Origin of the sequence: Anaeroplasma bactoclasticum (assembly GCF_003550015.1) — a bacterium.
Classification (GTDB): domain Bacteria; phylum Bacillota_I; class Bacilli_A; order Acholeplasmatales; family Anaeroplasmataceae; genus Anaeroplasma; species Anaeroplasma bactoclasticum.
This window is the reverse complement of record NZ_QXEV01000002.1, coordinates 179,113-204,038: the sequence shown is the minus strand read 5'-3', so window position 1 is coordinate 204,038 and position 24,926 is coordinate 179,113. Positions and strand designations below refer to the sequence as shown.

Annotated in this window: 19 protein-coding genes; all 19 read right to left on the bottom strand. The window is 29.2% G+C overall.

Annotated elements, in window-relative coordinates; all coding sequences use genetic code 11:
* Positions 1–31 precede the first annotated feature (31 nt).
* Positions 32–1,873 (bottom strand): glutamine--fructose-6-phosphate transaminase (isomerizing), encoded by a 1,842-nt coding sequence (glmS, locus tag EI71_RS01790; RefSeq protein WP_119015533.1) that lies wholly within the window; start codon positions 1,871–1,873, stop codon positions 32–34.
* A gap of 6 nt (positions 1,874–1,879) precedes the next feature.
* Positions 1,880–2,542 (bottom strand): LbetaH domain-containing protein, encoded by a 663-nt coding sequence (locus tag EI71_RS01785; protein WP_119015532.1) that lies wholly within the window; start codon positions 2,540–2,542, stop codon positions 1,880–1,882.
* A gap of 335 nt (positions 2,543–2,877) precedes the next feature.
* Positions 2,878–3,045, bottom strand: a complete 168-nt coding sequence (locus tag EI71_RS10080; RefSeq protein WP_162849675.1) for a hypothetical protein — start codon at positions 3,043–3,045, stop codon at positions 2,878–2,880.
* 96 nt (positions 3,046–3,141) lie between these two features.
* On the bottom strand, positions 3,142–4,467 hold the full coding sequence (locus EI71_RS01780) for a phosphohexomutase domain-containing protein (RefSeq protein ID WP_119015531.1): 1,326 nt from the start codon (positions 4,465–4,467) through the stop codon (positions 3,142–3,144).
* 62 nt (positions 4,468–4,529) lie between these two features.
* A complete protein-coding gene (locus tag EI71_RS01775; RefSeq protein ID WP_119015530.1) occupies positions 4,530–5,951 on the bottom strand; it encodes an O-antigen ligase family protein in 1,422 nt (473 codons plus the stop codon).
* Between the two features lie 70 nt (positions 5,952–6,021).
* Positions 6,022–7,425 (bottom strand): O-antigen ligase family protein, encoded by a 1,404-nt coding sequence (locus tag EI71_RS01770; protein WP_119015529.1) that lies wholly within the window; start codon positions 7,423–7,425, stop codon positions 6,022–6,024.
* Positions 7,426–7,522: 97 nt separating this feature from the next.
* Entirely contained in the window at positions 7,523–9,928 is a 2,406-nt protein-coding gene (locus tag EI71_RS01765; RefSeq protein ID WP_162849674.1) for a glycosyltransferase, read from the bottom strand.
* A 50-nt stretch (positions 9,929–9,978) separates the two neighbouring features.
* Positions 9,979–11,283: a hypothetical protein gene (locus EI71_RS01760; protein WP_119015527.1), complete on the bottom strand. Its 1,305-nt coding sequence runs from the start codon at positions 11,281–11,283 to the stop codon at positions 9,979–9,981.
* A 22-nt stretch (positions 11,284–11,305) separates the two neighbouring features.
* A complete protein-coding gene (locus EI71_RS01755; protein ID WP_147387543.1) occupies positions 11,306–12,334 on the bottom strand; it encodes a hypothetical protein in 1,029 nt (342 codons plus the stop codon).
* 317 nt (positions 12,335–12,651) lie between these two features.
* The gene (gene gmd, locus EI71_RS01750) at positions 12,652–14,592 is read right to left on the bottom strand and encodes a GDP-mannose 4,6-dehydratase (RefSeq protein ID WP_119015525.1); all 1,941 of its coding nucleotides are present in this window, start codon (positions 14,590–14,592) and stop codon (positions 12,652–12,654) included.
* An 11-nt stretch (positions 14,593–14,603) separates the two neighbouring features.
* Complete coding sequence (locus EI71_RS01745) at positions 14,604–15,089, bottom strand: serine O-acetyltransferase (RefSeq protein ID WP_119015524.1); 486 nt, start codon at positions 15,087–15,089, stop codon at positions 14,604–14,606.
* 17 nt (positions 15,090–15,106) lie between these two features.
* Positions 15,107–16,159: a mannose-1-phosphate guanylyltransferase gene (locus tag EI71_RS01740; protein ID WP_119015523.1), complete on the bottom strand. Its 1,053-nt coding sequence runs from the start codon at positions 16,157–16,159 to the stop codon at positions 15,107–15,109.
* 1 nt (position 16,160) lies between these two features.
* Positions 16,161–17,294 (bottom strand): glycosyltransferase, encoded by a 1,134-nt coding sequence (locus EI71_RS01735; protein ID WP_119015522.1) that lies wholly within the window; start codon positions 17,292–17,294, stop codon positions 16,161–16,163.
* A 19-nt stretch (positions 17,295–17,313) separates the two neighbouring features.
* Positions 17,314–17,973, bottom strand: a complete 660-nt coding sequence (locus tag EI71_RS01730) for a sugar transferase (protein WP_162849672.1) — start codon at positions 17,971–17,973, stop codon at positions 17,314–17,316.
* A 62-nt stretch (positions 17,974–18,035) separates the two neighbouring features.
* Positions 18,036–18,536 carry a hypothetical protein gene (locus EI71_RS01725; protein ID WP_119015520.1) on the bottom strand — a complete coding sequence of 167 codons (501 nt, stop codon included), beginning with the start codon at positions 18,534–18,536 and terminating at the stop codon, positions 18,036–18,038.
* Positions 18,537–18,735: 199 nt separating this feature from the next.
* The gene (locus tag EI71_RS01720) at positions 18,736–18,972 is read right to left on the bottom strand and encodes a hypothetical protein (RefSeq protein WP_119015519.1); all 237 of its coding nucleotides are present in this window, start codon (positions 18,970–18,972) and stop codon (positions 18,736–18,738) included.
* Between the two features lie 48 nt (positions 18,973–19,020).
* Positions 19,021–19,257, bottom strand: a complete 237-nt coding sequence (locus EI71_RS01715) for a hypothetical protein (RefSeq protein WP_119015518.1) — start codon at positions 19,255–19,257, stop codon at positions 19,021–19,023.
* A 48-nt stretch (positions 19,258–19,305) separates the two neighbouring features.
* Complete coding sequence (locus tag EI71_RS01710; RefSeq protein ID WP_119015517.1) at positions 19,306–20,217, bottom strand: hypothetical protein; 912 nt, start codon at positions 20,215–20,217, stop codon at positions 19,306–19,308.
* A gap of 130 nt (positions 20,218–20,347) precedes the next feature.
* The gene (locus tag EI71_RS01705; RefSeq protein ID WP_162849671.1) at positions 20,348–24,841 is read right to left on the bottom strand and encodes a DUF4011 domain-containing protein; all 4,494 of its coding nucleotides are present in this window, start codon (positions 24,839–24,841) and stop codon (positions 20,348–20,350) included.
* Positions 24,842–24,926: the final 85 nt, after the last annotated feature.

Below are 24,926 nucleotides of genomic sequence, written 5' to 3'. Positions count from 1 at the left end.
ACAAAACTCTCCTTATTTAACGTTTTTTATGCTATTCTACTGTAACGCTCTTAGCTAGGTTTCTTGGCTGATCTGGATTAATACCTTTAGCTATGCTTACATAGTAAGCAAGAAGCTGTAGATAAATTATTGCAAGACTAGCTGTAAAGAGCTTATTTGTTTTAGGTATATAAATCTGATACTTACTAGATTTACTTACATCTGCACCTTCCATAGTAAGTGCAATTACACTTGCACCTCTTGATTTTACTTCTTCCATATTTGATATGGATTTTTCTAGTAATTCATTTTGAGTTGCAATTGCAATTACTGGTACACCATCTGTAATTAGCGATAATGTTCCATGCTTAAGCTCACCAGATGGCTTTGCTTCACTATGGATATAGGTTACTTCTTTAAACTTAAGTGATCCTTCTTCTGATATTGCATAATCCATTTCTCTTCCAATAAAGAATACATCTTTTTTGGAAACAAAATGGTTTGCAAGCTTTTGTACAGAAGCCTTATCACTTAGGATGTGCTCCATCTTTTCTGGTAAGGATTTTAATTCCTTAATGTATTTCTTTTCATCTTCTAAAGTAATATCTCCTTTTGCTTCAGCTAAAGCTAAAGAGAATAAATACATTACTAGAAGCTGAGATGAATAAGCCTTAGTGGTTGCAACTGCAATCTCAGGGCCTGCATAAGTGTAAATGTGATAATCTGAATTCCTTGGAATTACAGAGCCCTTCACATTTACAATGGATAAGGTCTTAATTCCTTCATTTTTACACTTTAATAAGGCTTCATAAGAATCCTTTGTTTCACCAGATTGAGAGATTATTATTGCTAGTGAATTCTTATTTAACTTATAGTTTCTATATTTAAATTCACTCGCAAGCTCAACTCTAACCTGGCAATTCGTTAATTCTTCAATAATACATTCAGAAACCTTACCTACATTATAGGCTGACCCACAACCTAATATGTAGATATTATCTAGGCTACTAAGGTATTCCTTAGTAAGACCGATAGCCTCAAAGTCAACTAAATCATTTTTCGTATATACATTAAGACATGCCCAAACAGCCTTAGGCTGTTCTTCTATTTCTTTAATCATATAGAATGGATAATTTCCTTTTTCTGTATCAGATGCTTTCCATTCAATTGTTTTTAATTCCATTGTTGATGTTACATCATCCCCATTTAAATCATAAAATGTAAGAGATTTTTCTTTTAAGCATCCACATTGGAAATCTTCTACATAGTAGATTTCATTTGTATGCTTTAAAATGGCTGGAATATCTGATGCTAAATAACAACCATCCTTTGATTTTCCAACAATTAATGGTGAGCCTTTTTTAGCAAACCATACCTCATCCGGAAAATCTTTAAACATTAATGCAATTGCAAATGAGCCTCTTGCTCTTACCATGACCTTGTTGATGGCATCAACAGGTCCAACCTTATATTTTTTGTAATAATAATCTACAAGCTTAATTAATACTTCTGTATCTGTATCTGAATAAAACTTATAGCCATTATGCAAAAGTTTTTCTTTTAGCTCATGGAAGTTTTCTATAATTCCATTATGAACACCTAAAATGAAATTATCACTTGAAGAGTGAGGGTGAGCGTTAATCTCACTTTGAGATCCATGAGTTGCCCATCTTGTATGTGCAATACCTGAAGTTGCAGCAAGTTCGCCTTGGGCATTTACTTTATCTATTAAATTTTTTAAAATGCCCTCCGCTTTAATAATTACTGGTTCTGCATCTTTATTTCTCAAAGCGATACCAGCTGAATCATATCCGCGGTATTCAAGCTTAGTAAGACCATCCAAAAGAATTTCTTTTGCAGGATTCTTACCAACATAACCTACAATACCACACACGAGTATTTACCTCTTTTCTACAACAATTCCTTGTTTATAAATTGAATTTTCTTTTACTACTCCTCTTACACTAGAAAGTGGATAGATATTTGAATTTTTTCCAACTACTGTTCCAGGGTTTAAAACTGAATTACAACCAACTTCAACAAAATCCCCTAAGAAGGCTCCAACCTTCTTTAGATTTGTTTTTATATCAGTACATCCATTATGTATTACAACAAGTGATTTATCACTTTTCAAATTTGATGTTACTGCCCCAGCTCCCATATGGGCTTTATAGCCTAATATGGAGTCTCCAATGTAGTTGAAGTGAGGAACTTGCGTTGAATCAAACAGTATTGAATTCTTAATTTCAGAAGAATTCCCTACTACTGCATTCTTTCCAACTACAACAGATCCTCTAATATATGCTGAATGTCTTATTTCTGCACCTTCACAAATAATTAGTGGCCCATCTAAATATACACTATTAAACACTTTGGCAGTTTTATGTACCCAAACATTTTCTTTAATGAGATTATATTCATTCAAATCTAATTTATTCCCAAATTGAATGATTTCATCTTTTAAACAATTTAGTGCTTCCCAAGGGTATTCAAATTTCAAAAGATACTCATTTAAGATTGTATGACTCAAATCATACAAATATGTAATCTTTAGTTCATTCATTTTTGAATATCCCTCCTTCTAGTAATACTATAAGTATTACAATGCATATATATGCATTATAATAATTTTACCATAAATAATTATAAAAACAACGATATCACTAATTTTTGAAGAAGAATTGCACAAAAGTTTGAAATATTCTTTCACAATTGTAGAGTATGCTATACATTTCTTTTATAAAAGTAAACTTTTATAGATATAAATATTTACTTCACAAATTGAAATCTTTTGTGTATTCATTTTAGACATATAACAGAATTTTATATAATTTATATAAATAATAAAATTCATTTATATCATATGCAAAATAAAAGGAGGGAAAATCCCTCCATTTACTACTTCAATTTCTTTTGTAATCCTTCTAAGATACGGATATTTTGTTCTAAAGTTTCTTTTTCTTCTGCATCAGTAAGATACTTTAGGGTTTCTTTAGATTCTAATAAATCCATCTTAACTAAAGTTTTTACTAAATCTAGTTCTAACTCATCAAATTCAATAGTCATCTTAATCCCTCCATAGGCAATAATAGTATATTATAAATTCTTTATAGATTTCAATACTTTTTCATCTAAAAATGAAATAACTACTTTAAACTTTTGTTATAGATTTACATTTAATTCTTCTATTGCATTTATAATATCATCTACTACACTTAAAGCTAAATCAAAGGTATTGGCCTCTGCCATTACTCTTATTTTAGGTTCAGTGCCTGATGCACGAACTAAAACTCTACCAGAGGATAATTCTTTTTCTTTTTCCAAAATTAAATCCTTAATTTCTTTATTATTTAAAACTGCATCTTTATCCTTTACTACTACATTCTTTAATATTTGAGGATAAATTGTAATATCTTCTAATAATTTAGATATTGGTAATTTTAATTCAGTTAAGATATTTAAAATCTTAATTGAAGTTAAAATACCATCTCCAGTATTTAAATCATCTAAAAAGATAATATGACCAGATTGCTCACCACCAAAATTGCAATTGTTTTGTTTTAAATAAGAATATACATTTTTATCTCCAACATCAACTCTTGCAATATTGATATTTTCTTTTTCTAGTGCTTTATCAAGCCCAATATTAGACATTATTGTTGCAACTACTGTATCATTTTCAAGTAATCCCTTTAATTTCATATATTTTCCAATTAAATATAATATATGATCTCCAGATAATTCATTTCCTGCCTCATCTACAAAAAGGCATCTATCACTATCTCCATCATAGCTAAATCCAATATTATAGTTACCTTTAGCTACTACTTGACTAATGGCACCAAGACAGGTAGAACCACAGCCATTATTAATGTTTTTACCATCCGGATTATCATTAATAAAGGTAAAATTACCATTTAACTTATTAAATACTTCTTTTGCAACAAATGAAGCTGCACCATTAGCTAAATCAATTGCGACATTTAATCCAGTATAATCCTTTGCCTTTGAAACTAAATAATCAATATAAGTTTTTTTCCCTGCAGAAAATGGAATGATTCTTCCCTTTTCTTTTTCTGTATATGGAGTATCCTTAGAATCCATAAATACCTCAAGGGCATGGATGATAGCTTCATCCATCTTTTCTCCATTTTCGTTAAATAACTTAATTCCATTATCCCAATATGGATTATGGGATGCAGAAATCATTACTCCAGGCATATGGTATATGCTAGATAGATACGCAACTCCCGGAGTTGGTATTTCTTCTAAATCATATACATCAACGCCTAATGAGTTAATACCCATTGTTACTGCAGTCTTTAAAAATGGAGAAGATTCCCTTGGGTCACACCCAATAATAATTCCTTCTACATTCATTAAACCATAATAGAATCCTAAATATTGTCCTATTTTTAAAGCATGTTCTATTTTTATATCTATTCCAAATCTTCCTCTAAATCCATCTGTACCAAAATATTTGCTCATACTTAATACATCCTCGTTATATTTTTATATAGTATATCACAAATAATAATGAAAAGGTAGAACTAAAGTTCTACCAATGGATTATTATTTCTTATTAATATATCACTATATTGTATTTCAAATAAATTTATATTATTTTCATATTCTACTGCTTGTAATGCAAGTATTATAGGCATTAATAGGTGATGGAAATAAGTTGTATCAAATAATCCATGTATTAAAAAATACAAAATAACAATTAAGCTAAATACCGAATATGATCTCCATCTTAAGCTTCTTGTAATCGATGCATATAAATAAAACAAAAATGCTAATAATCCTAAAGCACCACAGGTGCCAAGCATTTGCAATATGTAATTATGATAGTTCCATACACTAAAATATAAACGAGTAGTATATACTCCATTACCAATTAATGAATGAAGTTTAAACTTTTCTATAGCGATTAAGTACAATGAATCTCTTCCTGATAATGAGGACCCTGAGTTTAAGAATCTATGAATTATATCTCCAAGGATTCCATTACATCCAAGGACAATAATTCCGGTAATTCCTAAAACAAAGAATGGAATTAAATAATATAAGTCTTTTAACATGTTATATTTTTTAATTCTTAAAGTATATGTTAAATATACTACTACAACAAGCACTATGGTAATTGCATAAGTAACGCCACCACCACGAGATGCTGTAAGTAAGCTAATAAATGAGAATACTAATAAACATGTAGTTGCAATGATTCTTTTAAATATGGATTCTCTATTTTTACAGAAATAATATACAGCTAATATGCATCCAATATTTAAAAATGCTGCATAATGATTTGGATGCATATAGCCTAAATTTAATTCTCTATTACATAAGACACTATAGAAATCATCGCCACTATTTAGTGCAAGAATTAATGTAGAAAATGCCTGAATAGAAATCATTAATCCAGTAATTAATATGGATTTAATGATGAAATTCCTAGATTTATCATTAATTTCAACAGTCATTTTAATTAATGTATAAGATAATAAAATTATTATAAAATGGCTTATTCCCAAGCCTGATAATGCTAAATCAGGAGTATTAATCAAAGATAATGCCATAGAAACTAATATTAAAACTAAAGAAATAAATATATAATCCTTCTTTAATCTTTTATAATATATTTTATAATTTTTTATTATTCGATAGATAAACAAAATCAAGCAAATGCCATACATAATAAGTACTATTACAAATGGTGGAGATGGTATTTGCCAAGTATTTGTTCTATATCCTCCAAACCATAAAAAAATCATAGGAATAAAAGAACTAAAATCACAATCAAATAATAATAGCAAGAATAATATTACAGTAAATGTAATATATCCTACTGCAGTTATATCCAAAAAATAGGAAAAAAGTGTTAATAGACTTAACATTATTATAAAATATGTAGTTTTACTAAACCTTTTAAAGTTATTACTAATTGCTTCCCATTTTTCTTTTATCATATTATCCACTCTCAAAACAATCCCATTATACACTATTTTTTTGTGAAATACAAAAAATTAAAAAAGAAGCCTAAGCTTCTCTTCTAATTAGTATATTACTATATTGTATTTCAAATAAATTTATATTGTTTTCATGTTCAACTGCCTGTAATACAAGTATTATAGGCATTATTGCATGATGAAAATAAATAGTATCAAAGAATCCATGAATTAAGAAATATAAAATAATAATTAAATTAAATACAGAATAGAATTTGAAGTGCATGCTTCTTCTTATAGATGTATATAAATAAAACATAAAGAATATTAATCCAAGGGAACCACAGGTTCCAAGCATTTGGAATATGTAATTATGATAATTCCATAATTTAGGGAAATAATAATTTGTTGTATATACACCATCGCCCAGTATTGGGTGAATTTTAAATCGTTCTATTGCTTTTTCAAATAATACATCTCTAGCATTCCATGAAAAACCATAAGATGTCATTCTAGATACAATATCACTTAAATATCCATTAATACCTAAATATATCATTATTCCTGCACCAAATAATATTAATGGAGCTATGTATAGGAAATCCTTTAATATATTTTGTTTTTTAACTTTTAAGTTATAAACAAAATATACGATTATTCCAATTACCATTGTAGTTACATATGAAGTCCACCCACCACGGGAAGCAACTACTAAATTAATGGAAAAGAAAACCAATATGGATACCATAGAGAATATTCTTTTAAGAATAGATTCTCTATGGGTAGAAAAATAATATATGGATAATATGCTTGCAATATTTAATATTGCTGCATATTGATTTGAATTAATCCATCCTAGGCTTATAGCTACTCTAAACTCATTTCCATATTCAATACTTTCTATAAATCTTTTAAGTATCATATATCCTGCTTGAATAGATATCATTAATGCAGTAATTATAATGGATTTTACAATATAATCCCTAGCTTCTTCTTTATTATCTACAGTAATTCTTACTAAGAAATAAGAACAAAATATCATAAAATAATGAGAAAGTCCAAGACCTGATAATCCTAAATCAGGAGAATTAATTAAGCTTAATAGCATAGATATAAATATAAGAATTATAGATAATAATATATAATCCTTCTTTATTCTTGATATGTATAGCTTATGATTTCTTATGAATCTATATATGAATAATATTAATGCAATAGAATAAAATATAATCATTATAATAAATTCAATAGATGGCACTTGCCAACTTTGTGTTTGGAAGCAACCAAACCACAAAAACATTAATGGAATAAATGCTCTAAAATCACAATCAAATAAAAATAGTAATAATACTACTATGGAAAATGATAAATATCCAATTGCAGACATATTTAAAAAATAGGAAAGAATTGTTAATCCATTTAACAATAAGATAAAATATATAGTTTTAGTAAAGTATTGCATCTTTTTCTTTACACATTCCCATTTTTCTTTCATTGTCATCACCATAATATTTATATCTATTTAATTTATTATACACCATATAAAAAAATAGCCCAAGTCAAATGAAATGAACTTGGGCTACATTGTATTATTATTTAAATATTTCATTATAGAAGGCTTCTTCTGTAGCCTTCCATGAGAATTTATTTAATACGGAAGTAAAATCTTTTTCTTCTACATTTAAAGTATTAAAATCATAATCATATTTTAAAGGATCTATAAATGTTACATATCCTTCAAATAATTCATGCATAATAGGAATATCTGAAGTAATAATTTTCTTTGCGCCTGAAGCCATAGCTTCTAATGGTGGAATACCAAAGCCCTCATAGTGAGATGGGAATAGAAATGCAATAGAGTCTCTCATTAAAGTCTTTGCCTCACTATCGGAAACAAAGCCTAATAGCTTTACATTACTTGGGCAATCAAATCCCATCTTATCTGAGAATACAGAATTATTAATGGAGCCTGCAATCGCGAATGTATAATTTGGATTATTCTTTGCATTTTCTGCAATCCATTTAAAATTCTTTGTAGGATCCATAGATCCCATCGCAAAGAAATACTTATTCTTTTCTAAATTATATTTAGATAATGTATTTTCATCATAAGAAAGAGAATTATAATGCTGCCAACCTAAATATCCTATAGTAAATTTATTCTTATCTATTTTATAGCATTCACTAATTTCATCTCTGGAAAATATGGAATTAGTAAATATATGAATAGATCTTTTTAATATTCTTTTGAACATGAAATTATACCAAAGAACAAATTTCTTTGAATAATATTCTGGATGTCTTTTTACTTTAGCATCATGAATTGTAATATAACCTGTATTTCTTAAAGGAGCTGAGTTGCATAAGCTTAATGCAACTCCTTTTTCTTTTTTAACAAATCTAGGGAAGGATATTTGTTCCCAAAGATTTCCTTTAAGCTTACCTACTTTAACGACCTTAATATTTTTATATTCAGGAATTTTTTCAGTGTTTTTAGGACATGCAATTATTACCATGCCCTCTTTGATATCTTTATCTAATTCCTTTAGCATTTCATATGCAACTCTTTGAACTCCGGTAACTCTTTGAGTTAAGAATTTACCATTAATGATTAACTTTTCCATCTCTTGATTACCTTCTTCCCTCTTTGATACCTGTACTGCTTGTAAAACACAAATTAAAGTCATTATTAGATGATTAAAATATAATGTATCCATTAATCCATGGATTAAAAAATATAGAATTATAATTCCTACGAATGCAGAATATAAATCTTTGCTGCATGTTCTTTTAATGGAAAAAAACAAATAAATTAAAAAAGAAATTAATCCAATAATACCACATGTTCCAAGCATTTGAAGAATATAATTATGATAATTCCAAAAACCATAACCTGCTGGGATATAATATTTTGCAGTATATACTCCTGAACCAATTATTGGATGTACTAAAAACTGATCCCATGACGTTTTAAATACATCATCTCTATGGTTTCCATCAAATCCCATTTCTTTCATATGACTAGTAAATTCTTGAATTAGCCCTGTTTTATATAATATAAATACTCCAACGATTGCAAGTAGTACAAATGGAATTAAATAATATAAATCCTTCTTTATTCTATTATGTTTAAATCTCTTATTATATAGAAAATATACTAGTAATGATAATAATACTGTAGGGATTAAAGCAATATATCCTGCTCGGCATACTGTGATAATATTGATTCCCATAAAGAATAGAATTGCAAGTATTGCAAATATTCTATTTTTAATCTTGGAATATTTTATGAAATAATACATAGAAAGTAATATTCCAAGATTTAATATTGCTGTATAATGATTGGAATGTGCCCAACCAAAACTTAATTTTTTCCAATTTATAATTGTTGAAATATCCATTCCACTCTGAAGCCTATAGAATAATAAATAAGAAGCTTCAAGTGAAATCATTATTCCAGTAATTATAATCGATTCAATTATTGTCTTTTTAGCATCTTCTGTCTTAGGTACTGTTACTCTAACTGCAAAATAGGCAAGAGTAATTGTAGCTTGGTAACCAATACCGGTCATAGACATAGTCATATTTGGGGTATTGATTAAACTTATAAACATTGCTGCTAATATGACTATAAGAGAATAGAATAAATAATCTCTTTTTAGATTTGAAATATATTTTTTAAACCTAGTTATAAATCGAACTAGAAAAAGTAAGCCATCAATAATTAATAAGCTTAATAAAATATAGAATTCTATGGATGGAATTGTAATTTGATTATAATTCCAACATCCAAAATACAAAAACAATAATGGAATAATATTTCTAAAATCAGCATCAAATATAAGCATTAGTAATCCAATTATTGTGAATGATAAATATCCTACTATAGGTATATCAAACATAAATATCACTAATGTAATTGTTGATATTAGAACTCCAAAGTAAATGGATTCCATAAAATATTTAATTTTCTTTTTAAAATCCAAGCACTTTTCCATAACCATCCTCAAAATGAAAGAGAATACCTAAAAAGATATTCTCCAATTTTTTAAGCTTCCTTGTTTTCTTCTTCCTTATCATTTTTTTTAGAGAAATCATTTTTTGATATCACCACTTTTTTATAATTAGAAAGATCCATTACAAGATTAGTAATCATTGCAACTCCTAAACCTAAAGCCAAAGATAAACCAATTGTAATTACTATGGAAACTCCGCCAGTTTTTGTTACAACATTATTGGAATCATAATATACCTTTTGATTTGTTGTTAATATAGATTTATGTAAAATAATAATCTCTTTTGTTAATGAATCTAATGTATTATAAGAATTTAATAATTTATTATCGAAAGATGTTGTATCTGTAGTCTCACCATAATCAATTTTATCTTGATATCTTTGGATACTAGATACTAAATCTTCCTTTTGAACTAATAATGAAGCCAATGTTGTATTTAATCCTTCAACCGTTGCTGATGCATCACCAGATGCAGTTAACTGACGGTCAATCTCTGCTTTAACAGCTGTAATCTTATTTTCAACAACATCTAATTGGTTTTTGGCATCTTCCTTTTTAATGATAAGCAATGGAAGAGTAGTTTCATAATCATACACATAAGTATGTGTAGCTAATTCTTCACTAAGAGCTGTCAAATTTAAATTTTCAATTTCTTTTGCAGCCTTTTTTTGCATGCTAGAAATTGTACTGTTATTAAAATTAGCATCTAATAATCTATCTCCATACTTACCAATAATATTTGTGTAGAAATTATTAATTAAATTAGCTTGAGTGATTAAATCATCAATCTTATCTTCATAGGACTTGTCATAATTTATATAACTATATAAAGCATTTGTATAATCAATTTTAGCAAGCATTTCATTTGTAGTATTTACAGGAATTTCTGCAATTGCTTTTACAAACTCTTTTGCTTGATTAACTGAATTAAAATACTTCTTTTTAACAGTTAATGTAAATGCATAAATGGATTCATTTGTATTTCTTTCAATTGTAATATCATTTTCTGCTAAAATCCCATTTACATTAATATTTGAAAAATCATTATTACCTTCTTTGATTTGAGTTAATGATTCTTCAGATATTAAATCTAAATATATAAACTTTGTTCCATCATAATATGTATTACCATCAAATGTTTCAACAAGATAATTAAATTGTGTTGTATAAACCTCATGGGATTTATTATAAAATAGTAAAATTGCAAGAAGACACACTAATGCAACTCCGGCAAATACACATAAAAGACGAATTTTACTTTTTTTATTATAACCTATCATTACTTTGATAAGTTCAATAACACTTAGTCCTTCTGGTTCTCTTTCCATATTTTCCATACCTAATATTTTCCTTTCTTTATTAAAACCACCAAAGCTGATATATTTGTTTTTCTAATATATCATCCCTAGATGTAATATTATTTCCTTTTGTACCATATATTCCAAAGAACATTAATACCCATATAAATAAATTATACGGTTCTGGTACAGATATCATAGCAAGAATAACACATAGAATGAATGGGATACATTCATATGTCTTATTTTGCTTTAAACATACATTTAAATAATTAATCATCACAATTACAAAGATTATAACACCAACGATACCTATATTACATAACCATGTTGATAATAAATCTTTACTTCTTGATGATCCAAAGCCAACACCAAACGGATATTCAAATCCAATGATTGCCATACGTTGGAATGCCTCAGTTCTAATGGAACCTGATAGATTTTTAGCACCTATTGTATCAAAGAATTTAAATATTGCTTTTTCAATATAATCCCACTCTATAGCAATTGCAATTACAGTTCCAATTAAAACAACAACTACTGCTATTAAATAACCAGTTGACTTTTTTTCCTTTATATGAAGCAAGAATTTAACAAGTAGAGGAATTAATGATAATACTAATCCAACAAAGAATGTGGATGAATAACATAATACACCAATTAGTATGCCTAAAGCTATCCATATCATATCTTTCTTATATTTCTTAATATTTAACAACATTAAAAATAATGATGGTGCTAAATAGTAACTTAACATAGAAGCTTCACCGCATGGTCCATATAATCTACTTCCTTGTACATTTCCATGTGTGCTTTGTCTAAAAATAATATCAAAAGGTAGATTAAACTGAAAGGCTAATATTTGATATAAACAAATCAAAATAATAGCAATTACTCCAAGTCTATAGGCCTTATATAAGCTACCTCTTAAATTTAGTCGTGTTCTTTTATTAATCAATAGTGTATAGAATAAATAGCAAATTCCTAAATATCCTACATGAATAATATTCGAAACTGAAAATTTTAGATTTGCATATTGATCTTTTTGATTTAATATTATAATTTCTTGATTTTGTAAAATTAAACACATTCCCAACGTTAATATACAATATATTAAAAATATTGTAAAAAACTTTGGAAATTCAATTTTTTTCTTTTTTGTTGAAACTAGTGCTTGATAAATTATAACTATGAAATACAAAAAGAAAAATAAATATGAAGGTTGAATCGATATTGAAGAAATATTTACAACACTTGCTCCTGTAAAGCCACAAAAGAATACTGCAGCATATAACAATATTTCTTTTTTCTGTTTTAAGAATGCATAAAATATTATCAACACCGAAACAAATCCGATTATTGTAATTTCCATTCTTTCTCATCACCCCTTAATTGAGATAAATCGTTTTAGCGCTTTAATACTTGAAATTCATGTTTAACCATTAATTTAACTAAATCGCTAAATTGCTTCTTTGGTATCCAACCAAGCTTATTCATTGCCTTAGCTGGATTACCCTTTAAATAAGAAGTATCTGAGAATCTATAAATGGTTGGGTCAACTTCAACAATTACATCACCAGTAACCTCATTGATACCTTTTACATTTAATCCTTCTCCAACCCAAGTAATTCTTATACCTATTTGCATGAAGGACAATTCAATTAATTCCTTAACACTATGTGTTTTACCAGTTGCAAATACATAATCATCTGGATTCATTTGCTGTAAGGATAACCACATACCCTCAACATAATCTGGTGCGTATCCCCAGTCTCTTTCAGATTCCAAATTACCAACATAAAGCTTCCCGCCATTACCCATAGCGTATTGCCCTACAAAGGTAGTTACCTTTTTACATACAAAATCTTCATCCTCTCTAGGGGATGTATGATTAAATAGAATTCCATTTACAGCATAGATACCGTAATTTCTTCTGTAATTCTGAACAATAAAATGTGCATATGCTTTAGAAGTTGCATATGGGTTTTCAGGGGAAACTGGAGTTGTTTCATCCTGATAACCATCGCTATTTACATTCTCACCAAAAATTTGAGATGAGGATTCATTAAATAATCTAGTTCTTAAATCATTTTGTTTAATTGCGTCTAAAAGACGTAATGTACCTAAGGAATTAACTTGAGCTGTATACTCAGGTAATTCAAAGGATAGATCAACATGAGACTGAGATGCAAGATTATATATTTCATCTGGTCTAACCTTTTCTAATAGTCGATTTAAGCTTGATGTATCGGTTAAATCTCCTATATGGAAGAAAAGCTTTATATTATAAATATTTGGGTCATTCACTAATGCATCTAGCTTGTCTGTCCTTAGTTGAGATTTTGAGTTAATAAGGCCATGAACCTCATAGCCCTTATTCAATAAGAACTCAGCTAAATAAGAACCATCCTGAGTGACTATTCCTGTAATTAAAGCGACTTTTCTCATTTTAGGTCTTGTTTCCTCCTTTTCCTTAGGAATTATGATTATTGCTCTACCAATTCCAGAACAATTAATTTCATTTTCACCCTTTGAAATAATCAGGGTGTCACCCTTATTCACTGTTTCACCATTAACAATGATTGTACCATCAATAACATATGCAATAATAAATGAATTTGTATGATATGTTGTATTACCATCAACAAATACTTTATTAAGTGTAAAATACTTTGAATCAAAGGTTTCAGATTTTTGAAATGGATATATTGGATTTCTTTGATCGTTATAACAAATAACGTTTAAGGAATCCTCTATATGTAATTCTCTGCCTCTATTGTAGTCATATAAACGATATGTAATATCGCTAGACTCTTGTACCTCAAGTACAAATGAACCCGCCTGGAGGGCATGTACTGTACCAGGTTCAATAACTACAAGATCACCATTTTCTACATTTCTTTTAATCAGTTTATCTTGTAAAATACCTGAATCTATGTATTTTTTAACATCTATTCTTTTTAATGCATCAATACCTGCAATGCAGGTTTTGGCTTCATTTTGATTTAAAAAATACCAGCATTCAAATTTACCAAGTGAGTTTTGCTGTTCCAAAGCATAATTATCATTTGGATGCACTTGAACAGATAAATCTTCTTTTGCATCTATTATTTTAATTAATAAAGGAAATTCCTTATCGGTATAATCACCAAATAATTCTGGATGCTTCATCCATAAATGTCTTAAGGTTTCACCTTTATATTTGCCTGATTTAACTCTAGATGATTTATTCTTATATCCAGATACAATCCAAGCCTCACCAGTTGAATCAGGGCAATCATATATATTTTTTAATTTATCTCCTGCCCATGGCTTCTTTTCGAAGTAAGGCTCTAAAAATAGTATCATAATATCACCATTTATTGCTTCATTTTAATTACAACGGCTGGTATTCCAGATACAACCGCATTATCTGGTACATCCTTAACCACAACTGAATTTGGTCCGATTACTGCATTATTTCCAACGGTAATTCCACCAACAATCTTAGCTCCAGGATAAATAATTACGTTATCCCCTATAGTTGGAGCTTTGCCATTCTTTTCACCTAACGTAACTTGATGGAATATTTTACAGTTTTCTCCAATAGTAGAAAACTCATTAACAATGATTCCTTTTGGGCCATGAGGTAAAATTGGAGGAGTTTTAAACTTTGCACCACCATGAATTGATGATCCAAAGCTACAGCAGTTAAATGCATCGCTCTTCTTTATTTTATAAAGGTATAAAATCTTTTTTAGTTTAAAGCCTTTATCCTTATTTTGAATATAATATCGCATTTTCCAGTATTTAATATGGTTATAATGCTGTAAGCGACTGATAAAAAACTGCTCTATTTTATTCATAGTATTTTCCACCTAAGTTAAATTAATTTTAAAATCTTTTTAATTTCTTGGTTTTTCTCTTTTGCACAAACTAAGATGTCATCCTTAGTTACTGCAATAATCATATTAGATACTCCAAGTAAGGAAACTCTTTGTACATTATCATTCGATACGATAATATTATTATTTGAATCTACACTAATGCATTTAATGTTTCTAATGACATTATTATCTTTATCAGAATCAAATAATTCGCTGAAGGCTAAAAAGCCTCCAACATCATTCCAGCCAAAGGATGCTGGAATTACATTAATATTATCTGCATGCTCCATCACTGCAAAGTCAATGGAGATTCTTTCAAATTCTTCAAAATAAGGCTTAACTGCTTCTGCAGTTTTCTCTCCTTCATTTTTATTTATAATCTTTGTGATTTTATTTATGGTATTAAAATGACCAACCTTATATTTCTTTAAGGCTTCCATAATCACATCATATCTAAAGATAAACATTCCAGAATTCCATAAATAATTACCAGATTCAAAGTATTCCTTTGCAATCTCGTATTTAGGCTTTTCTCTAAAGCCTAGAGATTTCGTTGGAACATTTAATTTTGGATTTCTACATTCAATATAGCCATAGCCAGTTTCAGGGTATGTAGGTTTCATACCTAAAGTAACTATATTACCTTTGCTTGCATCTTCTTCTGCAAGCTTGATTACTTTTCTAAATTCTTCTTCGTCCTGAATTAAATGATCGGATGCTAATACTACTATTGTAGGATTATCAAAATATTTCGATATAATCGTTGAACCATAGGCAATTGCAGCTGCAGTGTCCTTAAACATTGGTTCAATGATGATATTTTCATCCTTTAATTCAGCTAAATCCTCTTTCAATGCAGGAACCTGAATTGAATTTGTTGCAATGAAGATATTTTCCTTAGGTACTAAGGGGAATATTCTTTCATATGCTAAACGAATTAAGGATTTATCTGAAAATATTTTTAGTAATTGCTTTGGCTTTTCTCTTGTGGATAATGGCCAAAATCTTTCACCAGATCCACCAGCCATAATCAAAAATGTAAGAGCCATATTATTCCTCCTTTAAGGATTCTAATAATTCGATTGTATTTTCCTTAAATTTAGTAAATGTAAAATTATTTAATGTTCTTAATCTTGCAGCATTACCAAGCTTTTCTCTTAATTCCTTTGATGAAGCAAGCTTCTTTATAGCTTCTGCATAAGATTTTACATTACCATTTTCACATTCTAAACCTGTTTCATCTTTAATGGAAACCCAGTTTACACCGCTGCATTCAATATGGAATGTAACTGCAGGCTTTGCAAAATACATTGCTTCCGCAAGGCCAATACCAAATGCTTCGTTTTTGGTAATGGATGGAAAACAAAATATATCAGAAGCAAGGAAATAATTCTTCAATTCTTCATCAGAAATCTTACCTAAGAATTCTACTTTTGAATCTCCCTTTGCCTCATGCTCTAATTCCTCTGTTAAAGGACCTTTTCCACCAATTAATACTTTATAGGATTCATCTAATAATTTAGATGCTTGAATTAAATATGTTAATCCTTTATATGGTACATGTCTACCAAAGGCAAATAAAATTGTTTTGCCTTCATATTTTTCTTTAATTTTTAATGCTTCTTTTACATTATCATCTGTATATGCAATTCTTTCTTCATTAAAGCAACAAGGAATAATTGAGCATTTTTTCTTGTTTTTAGATAAGTATGGGCTCCCTTCAATATAATTTGGTGAAGTAGCTACAATTCTATCTGCATACTTTAATAATTCTTTATTTTGACCTTCAAAGAATACCTTTAATACCTTTTGTTTCACAATATCCAAATGCCACCAAAGAATAAACTTAAATGTTTTCTTCTTTAAATACTTTGTAAGTATTGATGCTACAAATGGATTTGGATAGTGGAAAATAACATAATCTGGTTTAAATTCTTCTATTACCTTTTTGAATAATTTATTATAGTCTATGCTTAATGATTGGGATGCAATTTTAGCGAAGCAAGAGGCTCTCACTACCTCTACTCCATCAACATTATCAACACTATCTCCTTTATCATGATTAAAGCAAATTACCTTTTGTTCATATTTGCCTTTAAGTGAATCAACGCAGTCTCTCGCTACTTGTTCCACTCCGCCAATAAAAGGATAATAGTATTTCGAAATATGTAATACTTTCTCCATGTTTTTTACACCTATATATTTACTCACCTGAACGGTCAAATAGAACCATCCAAGCTCCTTTAAATATTATTTTTAAATCTAATAAGATACTTCTTTTTTGAATATATTCTAAATCTAGGTCAATCCATTCATCAAAGGATAAATCATTTCTATTATGCTGTATTTGCCATAAGCATAAAAGTCCACCCTTTACATCTAATCTATGTAATTGATATGGGGTATATTCATTCACTTCATTAGGTAGTGGACTTCTAGGTCCTACTACAGAAATTCTTCCTATGAAGATATCCCAAATTTGAGGTAACTCATCTATAGAAGTTTTTCTTAAGAATTTACCAAATTTAGTAATTCTTGGATCATTTTTCATTTTGAATGCAGGACCATCTGCTTCATTTAATCCTTTAGCAATTAGTTCATCCTTCATTTTATCTGCGTTTGGACACATACTTCTAATTTTATGGAACTTAATTAGCTTTCCATTTTTTCCAACTCTTATAGATGTATATATTGGATTATGAAAATCCTCTAGCCATTTAATTAATACCATCAGTAAGATAAACCATCCAAATAGTAATAAAAAGATTCCTGATGATAATATATCAAATGTTCTTTTACAGAATGCAAAAATTGGTTTTTTCTTATATTTATATTCTTTAATTGTATTATTTTCTTTTTCCATAATAAAAAGCCCCCTTATCATAGTTTAGACAACACAAAAAATATTTCTAAAAATATTAGAAATTAATCTCTCATAACCTGATAGAAAGAGCCAAAAATAGAATCTAAAATTATTTTCTTTGCATATTGAAATGAAGCAATTATATAATTACTTAATTGTAAATAAGTCTTTTTAAAGAATCCCTTAATAGAGAATGTTAAATGAATTAATCCAACAACGATAGCAACAACAATATCAAAGGCTAAATTGTAGCACATATCGTATACTCCAGCAGAGTATACAATTTGGAATACAGAAACATTTAATAAGAATGCATAAACTAATACTTGGAATACATTACAGAATAATGTAATGATAGTTACTAATATGCTTCTTAATGTATCATTATTATTACTATAATGATTGATAATGAAAATAAGACCAACTAATAAAATGAAGCTTAAAGTAAATAAAGCAAAGCTTCTTGCTTTTGTACTATAGATAGCAGAAATAGTGAAAATACCTAAAATAGGAAGAATGTAAAATATATTATTAATTATGAATTGTAGTATATAATTTAACATTTCAATCACTCCTTTCTTCTATCTATTTATTTATAAATAGAATAAATATCCATTGTTAATTTTAGCATAACTATATTGAAAAAACAACATAACACTATTTCACTAAATACTATGAAAACATTTTATTATATAAAAACAAAAGTATACTTTTGTTATATAAAAAATGGTATGACTCATCATCATACCAATTCTATAATAACTATTTCAATACTTCTTTTATATAATCTATATCTAACTTACATACTTTTGCAATTTCCTCTATGGACATTCCAAAGTCATGCATAGACTTAATAATCTCTGCCTTACCTTCTTCATGGCCTTCCTTTTTGGCTGCATTTAAAAGAGTATAGTATTCTAATTCTGCCTTATTTCTGGCATCTCTTTCCAATTCGTATCTTTCAAGCATTTTTCTTTCTTCTTCTGTATATTGAACCATTATATGTAATCCTCCAATAGCTACTTATATCACTAGAAATTCTAATACTTACTTCAATACTTCTTTTACATACTCTAAATCAAGATCTAAGAGGTATGCTATATTTTCTATAGATGCACCCTTTTCAAACATAGTTTTAATAGTTTCTAATTGGTTTTCTTTTTTTCCTTCGGCTTTAGCTGCATTTAAAAGAGTATACTGCTCTAGTTCTTGTTTATTTTTAGCATCTCTTTCCAATTCGTATCTTTCAAGCATTTTTCTTTCTTCTTCTGTATATTGAACCATTATATATAATCCTCCAATAGCTACTTATATCACTAGAAATTCTAATACTTACTTCAATACTTCCTTTACATACTCTAAGTCCAGCCTTAAGTGCTTAGCAATATCTTCTTTTGATAAGCCAGTTTCAAATAAAATTTTAATAGTTTCTAATTGGTTTTCCTTTTTTCCCTTTTCGATGCCTTTTTCTTCTCCAATTACTATGCCTTTTTCGATGCCTTCTTCAATTCCTTCTGCCTTACCTTCTTCATGGCCTTCTTTTTTAGCTGCATTTAAAAGAGTATACTGCTCTAGTTCTTGTTTATTTCTTGCATCTCTTTCCATTTGTGCTTTTTCGCTCTTATCATAATCACATAACATGTCGGCAGCCCTCCTTATTACACTGGAATTATCATCTAGATATGGTGTCATATCTAGTGAAGATAAAAGCTTTAATGCCCTATCCAGTTCTATTTTACTATTTTCAGGTATTTTTTCAAGGGATACAGCATATACTAACATATCATCATAATCTACTTTGGTTGAATAATTATGCATTCCAATCTTTTGTATAGAATCATCTCCTGCAATATCATACTTATATAAAAATACTACTATAGATCTTCTTTTTTCATATCCCTTTTCCTTATAATCATATCCTCTAGAATGTAATACAGCTAAATAATAGAATGATCTAGATACATCATAAACATATTCTCCATTTTCATTCTTTTCGTTTGAATTAAGTTTAATTTGAGCCTCAATATCAATTTTAAGATTACTAGATATAACCTTAATATCATAATTAATGGTTTTTAAAGTACAAATATCTCTTTCTTCCGTATTAGAAAACTCAATATCTGATTCCTTTAAATTTAGATTACAAATACCATTTAATATGAATACTAAATAATCCTTCCTCCTTTGACACAGCTCCTTAAAGTAAAAATCAGTAAGTCCAATAGATTGTAATTTGTTACACATTTTAATTTCCTCCTAAATATTTATTTGAACTATCCTCCATATAAATAAATAGGAAGAAAAATAAAAAAAATTAAAAGAAAACTAAAAATTTTAAAAAAAGCACCACGAACCCGTTCGTGATGCTTAAGCCTTACAATAGATATAGGTTGTCGCCTCTTCTTTCAATTCTCTTATTATGAATTAAATGCTCTAAGGCTTCATCTAGTATCTTTCTTGTGGATGCTGCAACCTTATCAAATCCTAAGATTTGTACTAATGTTTTATAGCATCCTTGGACAGTAATACCGTTTTGCTTTGCAACAACACCGACAATACCATCCACATATTCATCTACATATATTTGAGTAGCTTCTCTATCGGAATTCAATCTTAATTTGATTTTACTCATCTGATCAAAATTCATAAAGAAATCGCCCATACGTAAAACCTTTGCAGGAATATTATCATCAACATCGGTTTTAATTTCCTTATTAGGCTTTTCTTTCTCCATGATGTTTGCAACTCTCTTATATAGATATTCTCTATGAATTGGTCCTTCTGCTTGAATTAATGCCTCAACCAATGTACCAATTCCCTTTTGTAAGGATTTCCTTGAGGTGAATAAATCTAATCTTCTATAGCTTTCAAAGTTGAAATCATCTACATCTACCGTATTATCCTCACGTAGGTATGTATCAATTTCTTCATCAGAATCATGCTTTTTAATTTGGATTGCATCTACTGCCTCATCCTCATCATGAGTTAAGGCATCAAATAATCTTTGCTTTTCTGATTCCTGATTATTTACCCAAGCTGTAGCGAATAGCTTAAAATATTTCCAGCCCTGACGCTCAAGAAGTAGCTTTTCAAGTCTATAGGTATCTGTTACATTATCGGAGTATTCACTCTTACCATCAATCATAATTGCCATTATGAAATCCTCATCCTTCTTTACCGCAAGGTCAACCTTGAATGCGGATGAGCCATACTGTGGTAATACGGTATAGCCTAGGGATTCTAAATACTCCTGTACAGATCTAATAATACCATTAGACTCTTCTGTATAATTCTTTGCAGCAACTACGTTTTCTGCAAACTGCAAATAATCTCTTAATAATAACGCACCCTTAGATGAAGTATTTGTTTTAATATCTGTATATCTTATAGAGGATACAATAGATACATTATACTTCGCTCTAGTTACAGCTACATTTAATCTTCTTTCGCCACCCTTAACATTTAAAGGACCGAATCTTTGCATGAATTTACCATCCTCATTATATGCATAGCATATAGAGAAGATAATTCTATCTCTTTCATCGCCTTGAACTGTTTCAAGGTTTTTAATAAAGAATGGTTCATCAATATCCTCTTGGAAATATTTCTTTAAGGATGGATCATCCTTTATAAGCTTATCAAGCTCACGCTGAATTTCATCAGCTTGGCTACTAGAGAAGGCAACAACTCCTAAGGATTTATCCGAATTCTTATAATGCTCAATTACCATTCTTGCAACCTTGGCAGCCTCAAATACATTCGTTCTAGTTACTGTATTATATCTACCCTCAGGATCATAATAGAAGTCAACACCAAAGCCTGCCTCATGAATTCTTGGAGTAGGTACAGTAATAAGCTTATCGGCATAGAATGCATTATTGGAGAAGGTAATTAATTCTTCGCTTCTACTTCTATAATGCCACTTTAACGCAATTGTTTCAAATGTTGCCATGGCCTTATCCAAAATAGATTCCATATCATATTCTAATTCCTCATCTGTACCAGAATTATCATCTAACTGAGCCATGAAGAAATTCGATGGTGGCATTTGCTTATCATCACCAATGATGATACACTGCTTACCTCTATAAATAGAGCCTAAGGCATCACAGGCAAATATTTGACTTGCCTCATCAAAGATGACACAGTCAAACATATTTGGCTTATTGGCTAAATATGTAGAAACAGATAAAGGAGACATTAAGAATACTGGCTTAATTTCTAAGGCAAGCTCAAAGATTTGTTCAAGTAGCTGTCTTATTGGCTTTTGTCTTGTCTTCTTTTCATGCTCACGCTCAAGTAGCTTAAACATAGATCCTTCAACAGCCATACCATTTTGGCGCTTTTGGCTGTTTTTCGCAATAATGATATCTCTATTAATTGTTAATGTCTTTTCATCTAAATCACGGAAGCCTTCAATGATTTCATCAACACTTTCTGCTTCAAAGTTCTGTAAGAAATCACCACTATGGTGAACTGCATCAATCTTATTCTTTAAGAAAGTCTTTTTAAATCTTTGAGAGATTTCATCTAGATTATAATTATTATCTAGATAATAATATAAGAATTCTTCTGCATTCTTTTCCTTAAGCTCATCAATAATCTCTAGAGTTCTTCTATAATTAGAAATATGATTTCTTTCTTGATTTACCTCAGCTACTCTATCATAAGCCTCTTTAATTGTACAGCTTGTAATATTAAATTGCTTAATCTTAAATATACGAGATAAATTCAATAAATTCTTATATTCTGCTTGTTGTTCAGAAAAGTATAAATCACAATTCTCCCAAGCAGCCTTTAAATTATTAAATGCTTGAGTAGATATAGACATATCTGGTAATTGATCAACAACCTTAATATCTAATAATATTTGTCTTAAATTAGTAATTGCATCACTACCTAAAGCCTTATTAATGCTTATAGCTGCATTATCGGCTTGAGCCTTATAAGCCTTAAGCTTAGCTAAGTCATTTAATTCCTCTACTACAACCTCAGGCTTGGCTTTAGCAACTCTATAGGATTGTACCTTAGAATCTAGTTCCTTAAATTCCTTTGTTTGAGATTTAAAGATACCCTTAGTTTCCTTCATCATTCTTGCATAATCCTGACGAATCTTAGCTAAATCTAGGGTTAACACCTCTTCTTTATAAACATTTAAAATATCGGTTTTAATCTCTTTAGAATAAGATAAGTATTTCTTAATCATATCATTGATTAATAAACGATTCTTTTTAAACATATAAATAGGCTTATATTGCTTAATCTGAACAATCTTATCTGCAACCTCTAAAGACTTCATCGCATCGATGATATTCGATGCATCAAGCCCTATCGCATGTAATTCCTTACGCACTCCTTCGATTTTCTTTAATAAATCTAAGGAAGCTTCAATATCAGCTCTTAAGCCTGATTTAATATATTCTTCAGAGATTTGATTTAAGCCATATAATGGAGATTCTCTATAATCACTAAATCCAATAATTTTAGAATATCCAGCATAATCTCTTAAAGTTTTAGAGATTCTATCCATATCCATTAAATTAAATGTATCCATGAATTTTAATTCATATGGCACTGGTTCACTCTTAGTATCTAGATATATAGAATATAAATCAAATAAAGAAACACCTAAAGAAGGAATTATTTCATGTAAGTAGCTCTCATAATTATGTAAGTTATTTCTAAAATATTCATATTTTGTACCTAAAAATCTTGTTTTAAGCTCAATATCATATCTTGGAAGAGTAGCCGTACGGTACATATTTTCAATGAATTCCTTTTTATTTGCTTTATTCGAATGAAGCTCTAAAGCGAATTCTGATAATCTTACTCTTCTTAGGTTTTCATATACGACATTTAATGCTGCGATCTTTTCCGATACGAATAATATCTTCTTTCCAACACCAAGCATAGAGGAAATCATATTCGTAATGGTTTGGCTCTTACCAGACCCCGGAGGTCCTTGTAAACAGAAGGATTTACCGTTGGCTGCATATTGGATTGCTTTTAACTGTGAGGAGTCACAGTTAACTACTGGGTATAATGGTTCATTGAAGTTTGCATCCCATGAACCATGCTCTTCACCAAGTAGTGCACGAATATTGGAATTTTCCAAAACGAAATCACGATTATAAATTAAGTCATTATACATATTCATCTTATAGAAGGAATAAATACCTAAGGATAGACCCTCTTCTAGTATTACTCCTTCAGGTAAGGCTGCTCTAGCCTTCTCTAAATATGTACTTAAGGCTTCATTATTATATGGAATTAAGTCCGTATTAAAAACGGATGTAAAATAATATCTTAGGGTTGGATTTAAAATAATTTCATCCTCGTACTGACGAATAATAAAAGCGCCAGAATCATTATTAATTTCTACTGGAATTAATAAAAGAGGAGCCTTATACTCTATATCCTCTTCCTTATAATGTAAGAAGCATACAGATAAATATAAGGAGTTCATACCCTTTTCAACAATAGAGAATGTAAATTCCTTTTTTAAAGCCTTTAAAGCTTTTAAAAGGCCATGCTGCTGCTTATAACAAATAAGCTCATCCTTATTCTCCTGAAGCTTTCTTACAGATTCATAAACAATATCATCCTCAAGATTTAATAAATCCATACCAGGCTTTAATAATTCCTGCTCTGGATTATTAGAAACCTCTAAAAGCTTCTCATCTGTTGGGAAGAACGTATAATCCCTATACTGCTTTACACCACGGAATACTTCTTCTACATTCTTATTTAAAATTGCCAGTGTTTTCAAACCCTTATCTGTATAATTTAGTAGTCTGTTTCTCTTACCTAAATCTAACAGCTGGTTGGTTACCGCAGCTAAGCGGTCTTCCAGTTCTTTTCTAGTCATAGTAACACCTCAGTATACACACATATATATTTTATTATACCATAGATAATCTATTTGGACAAAGTGGATAAATTATAATAATTTA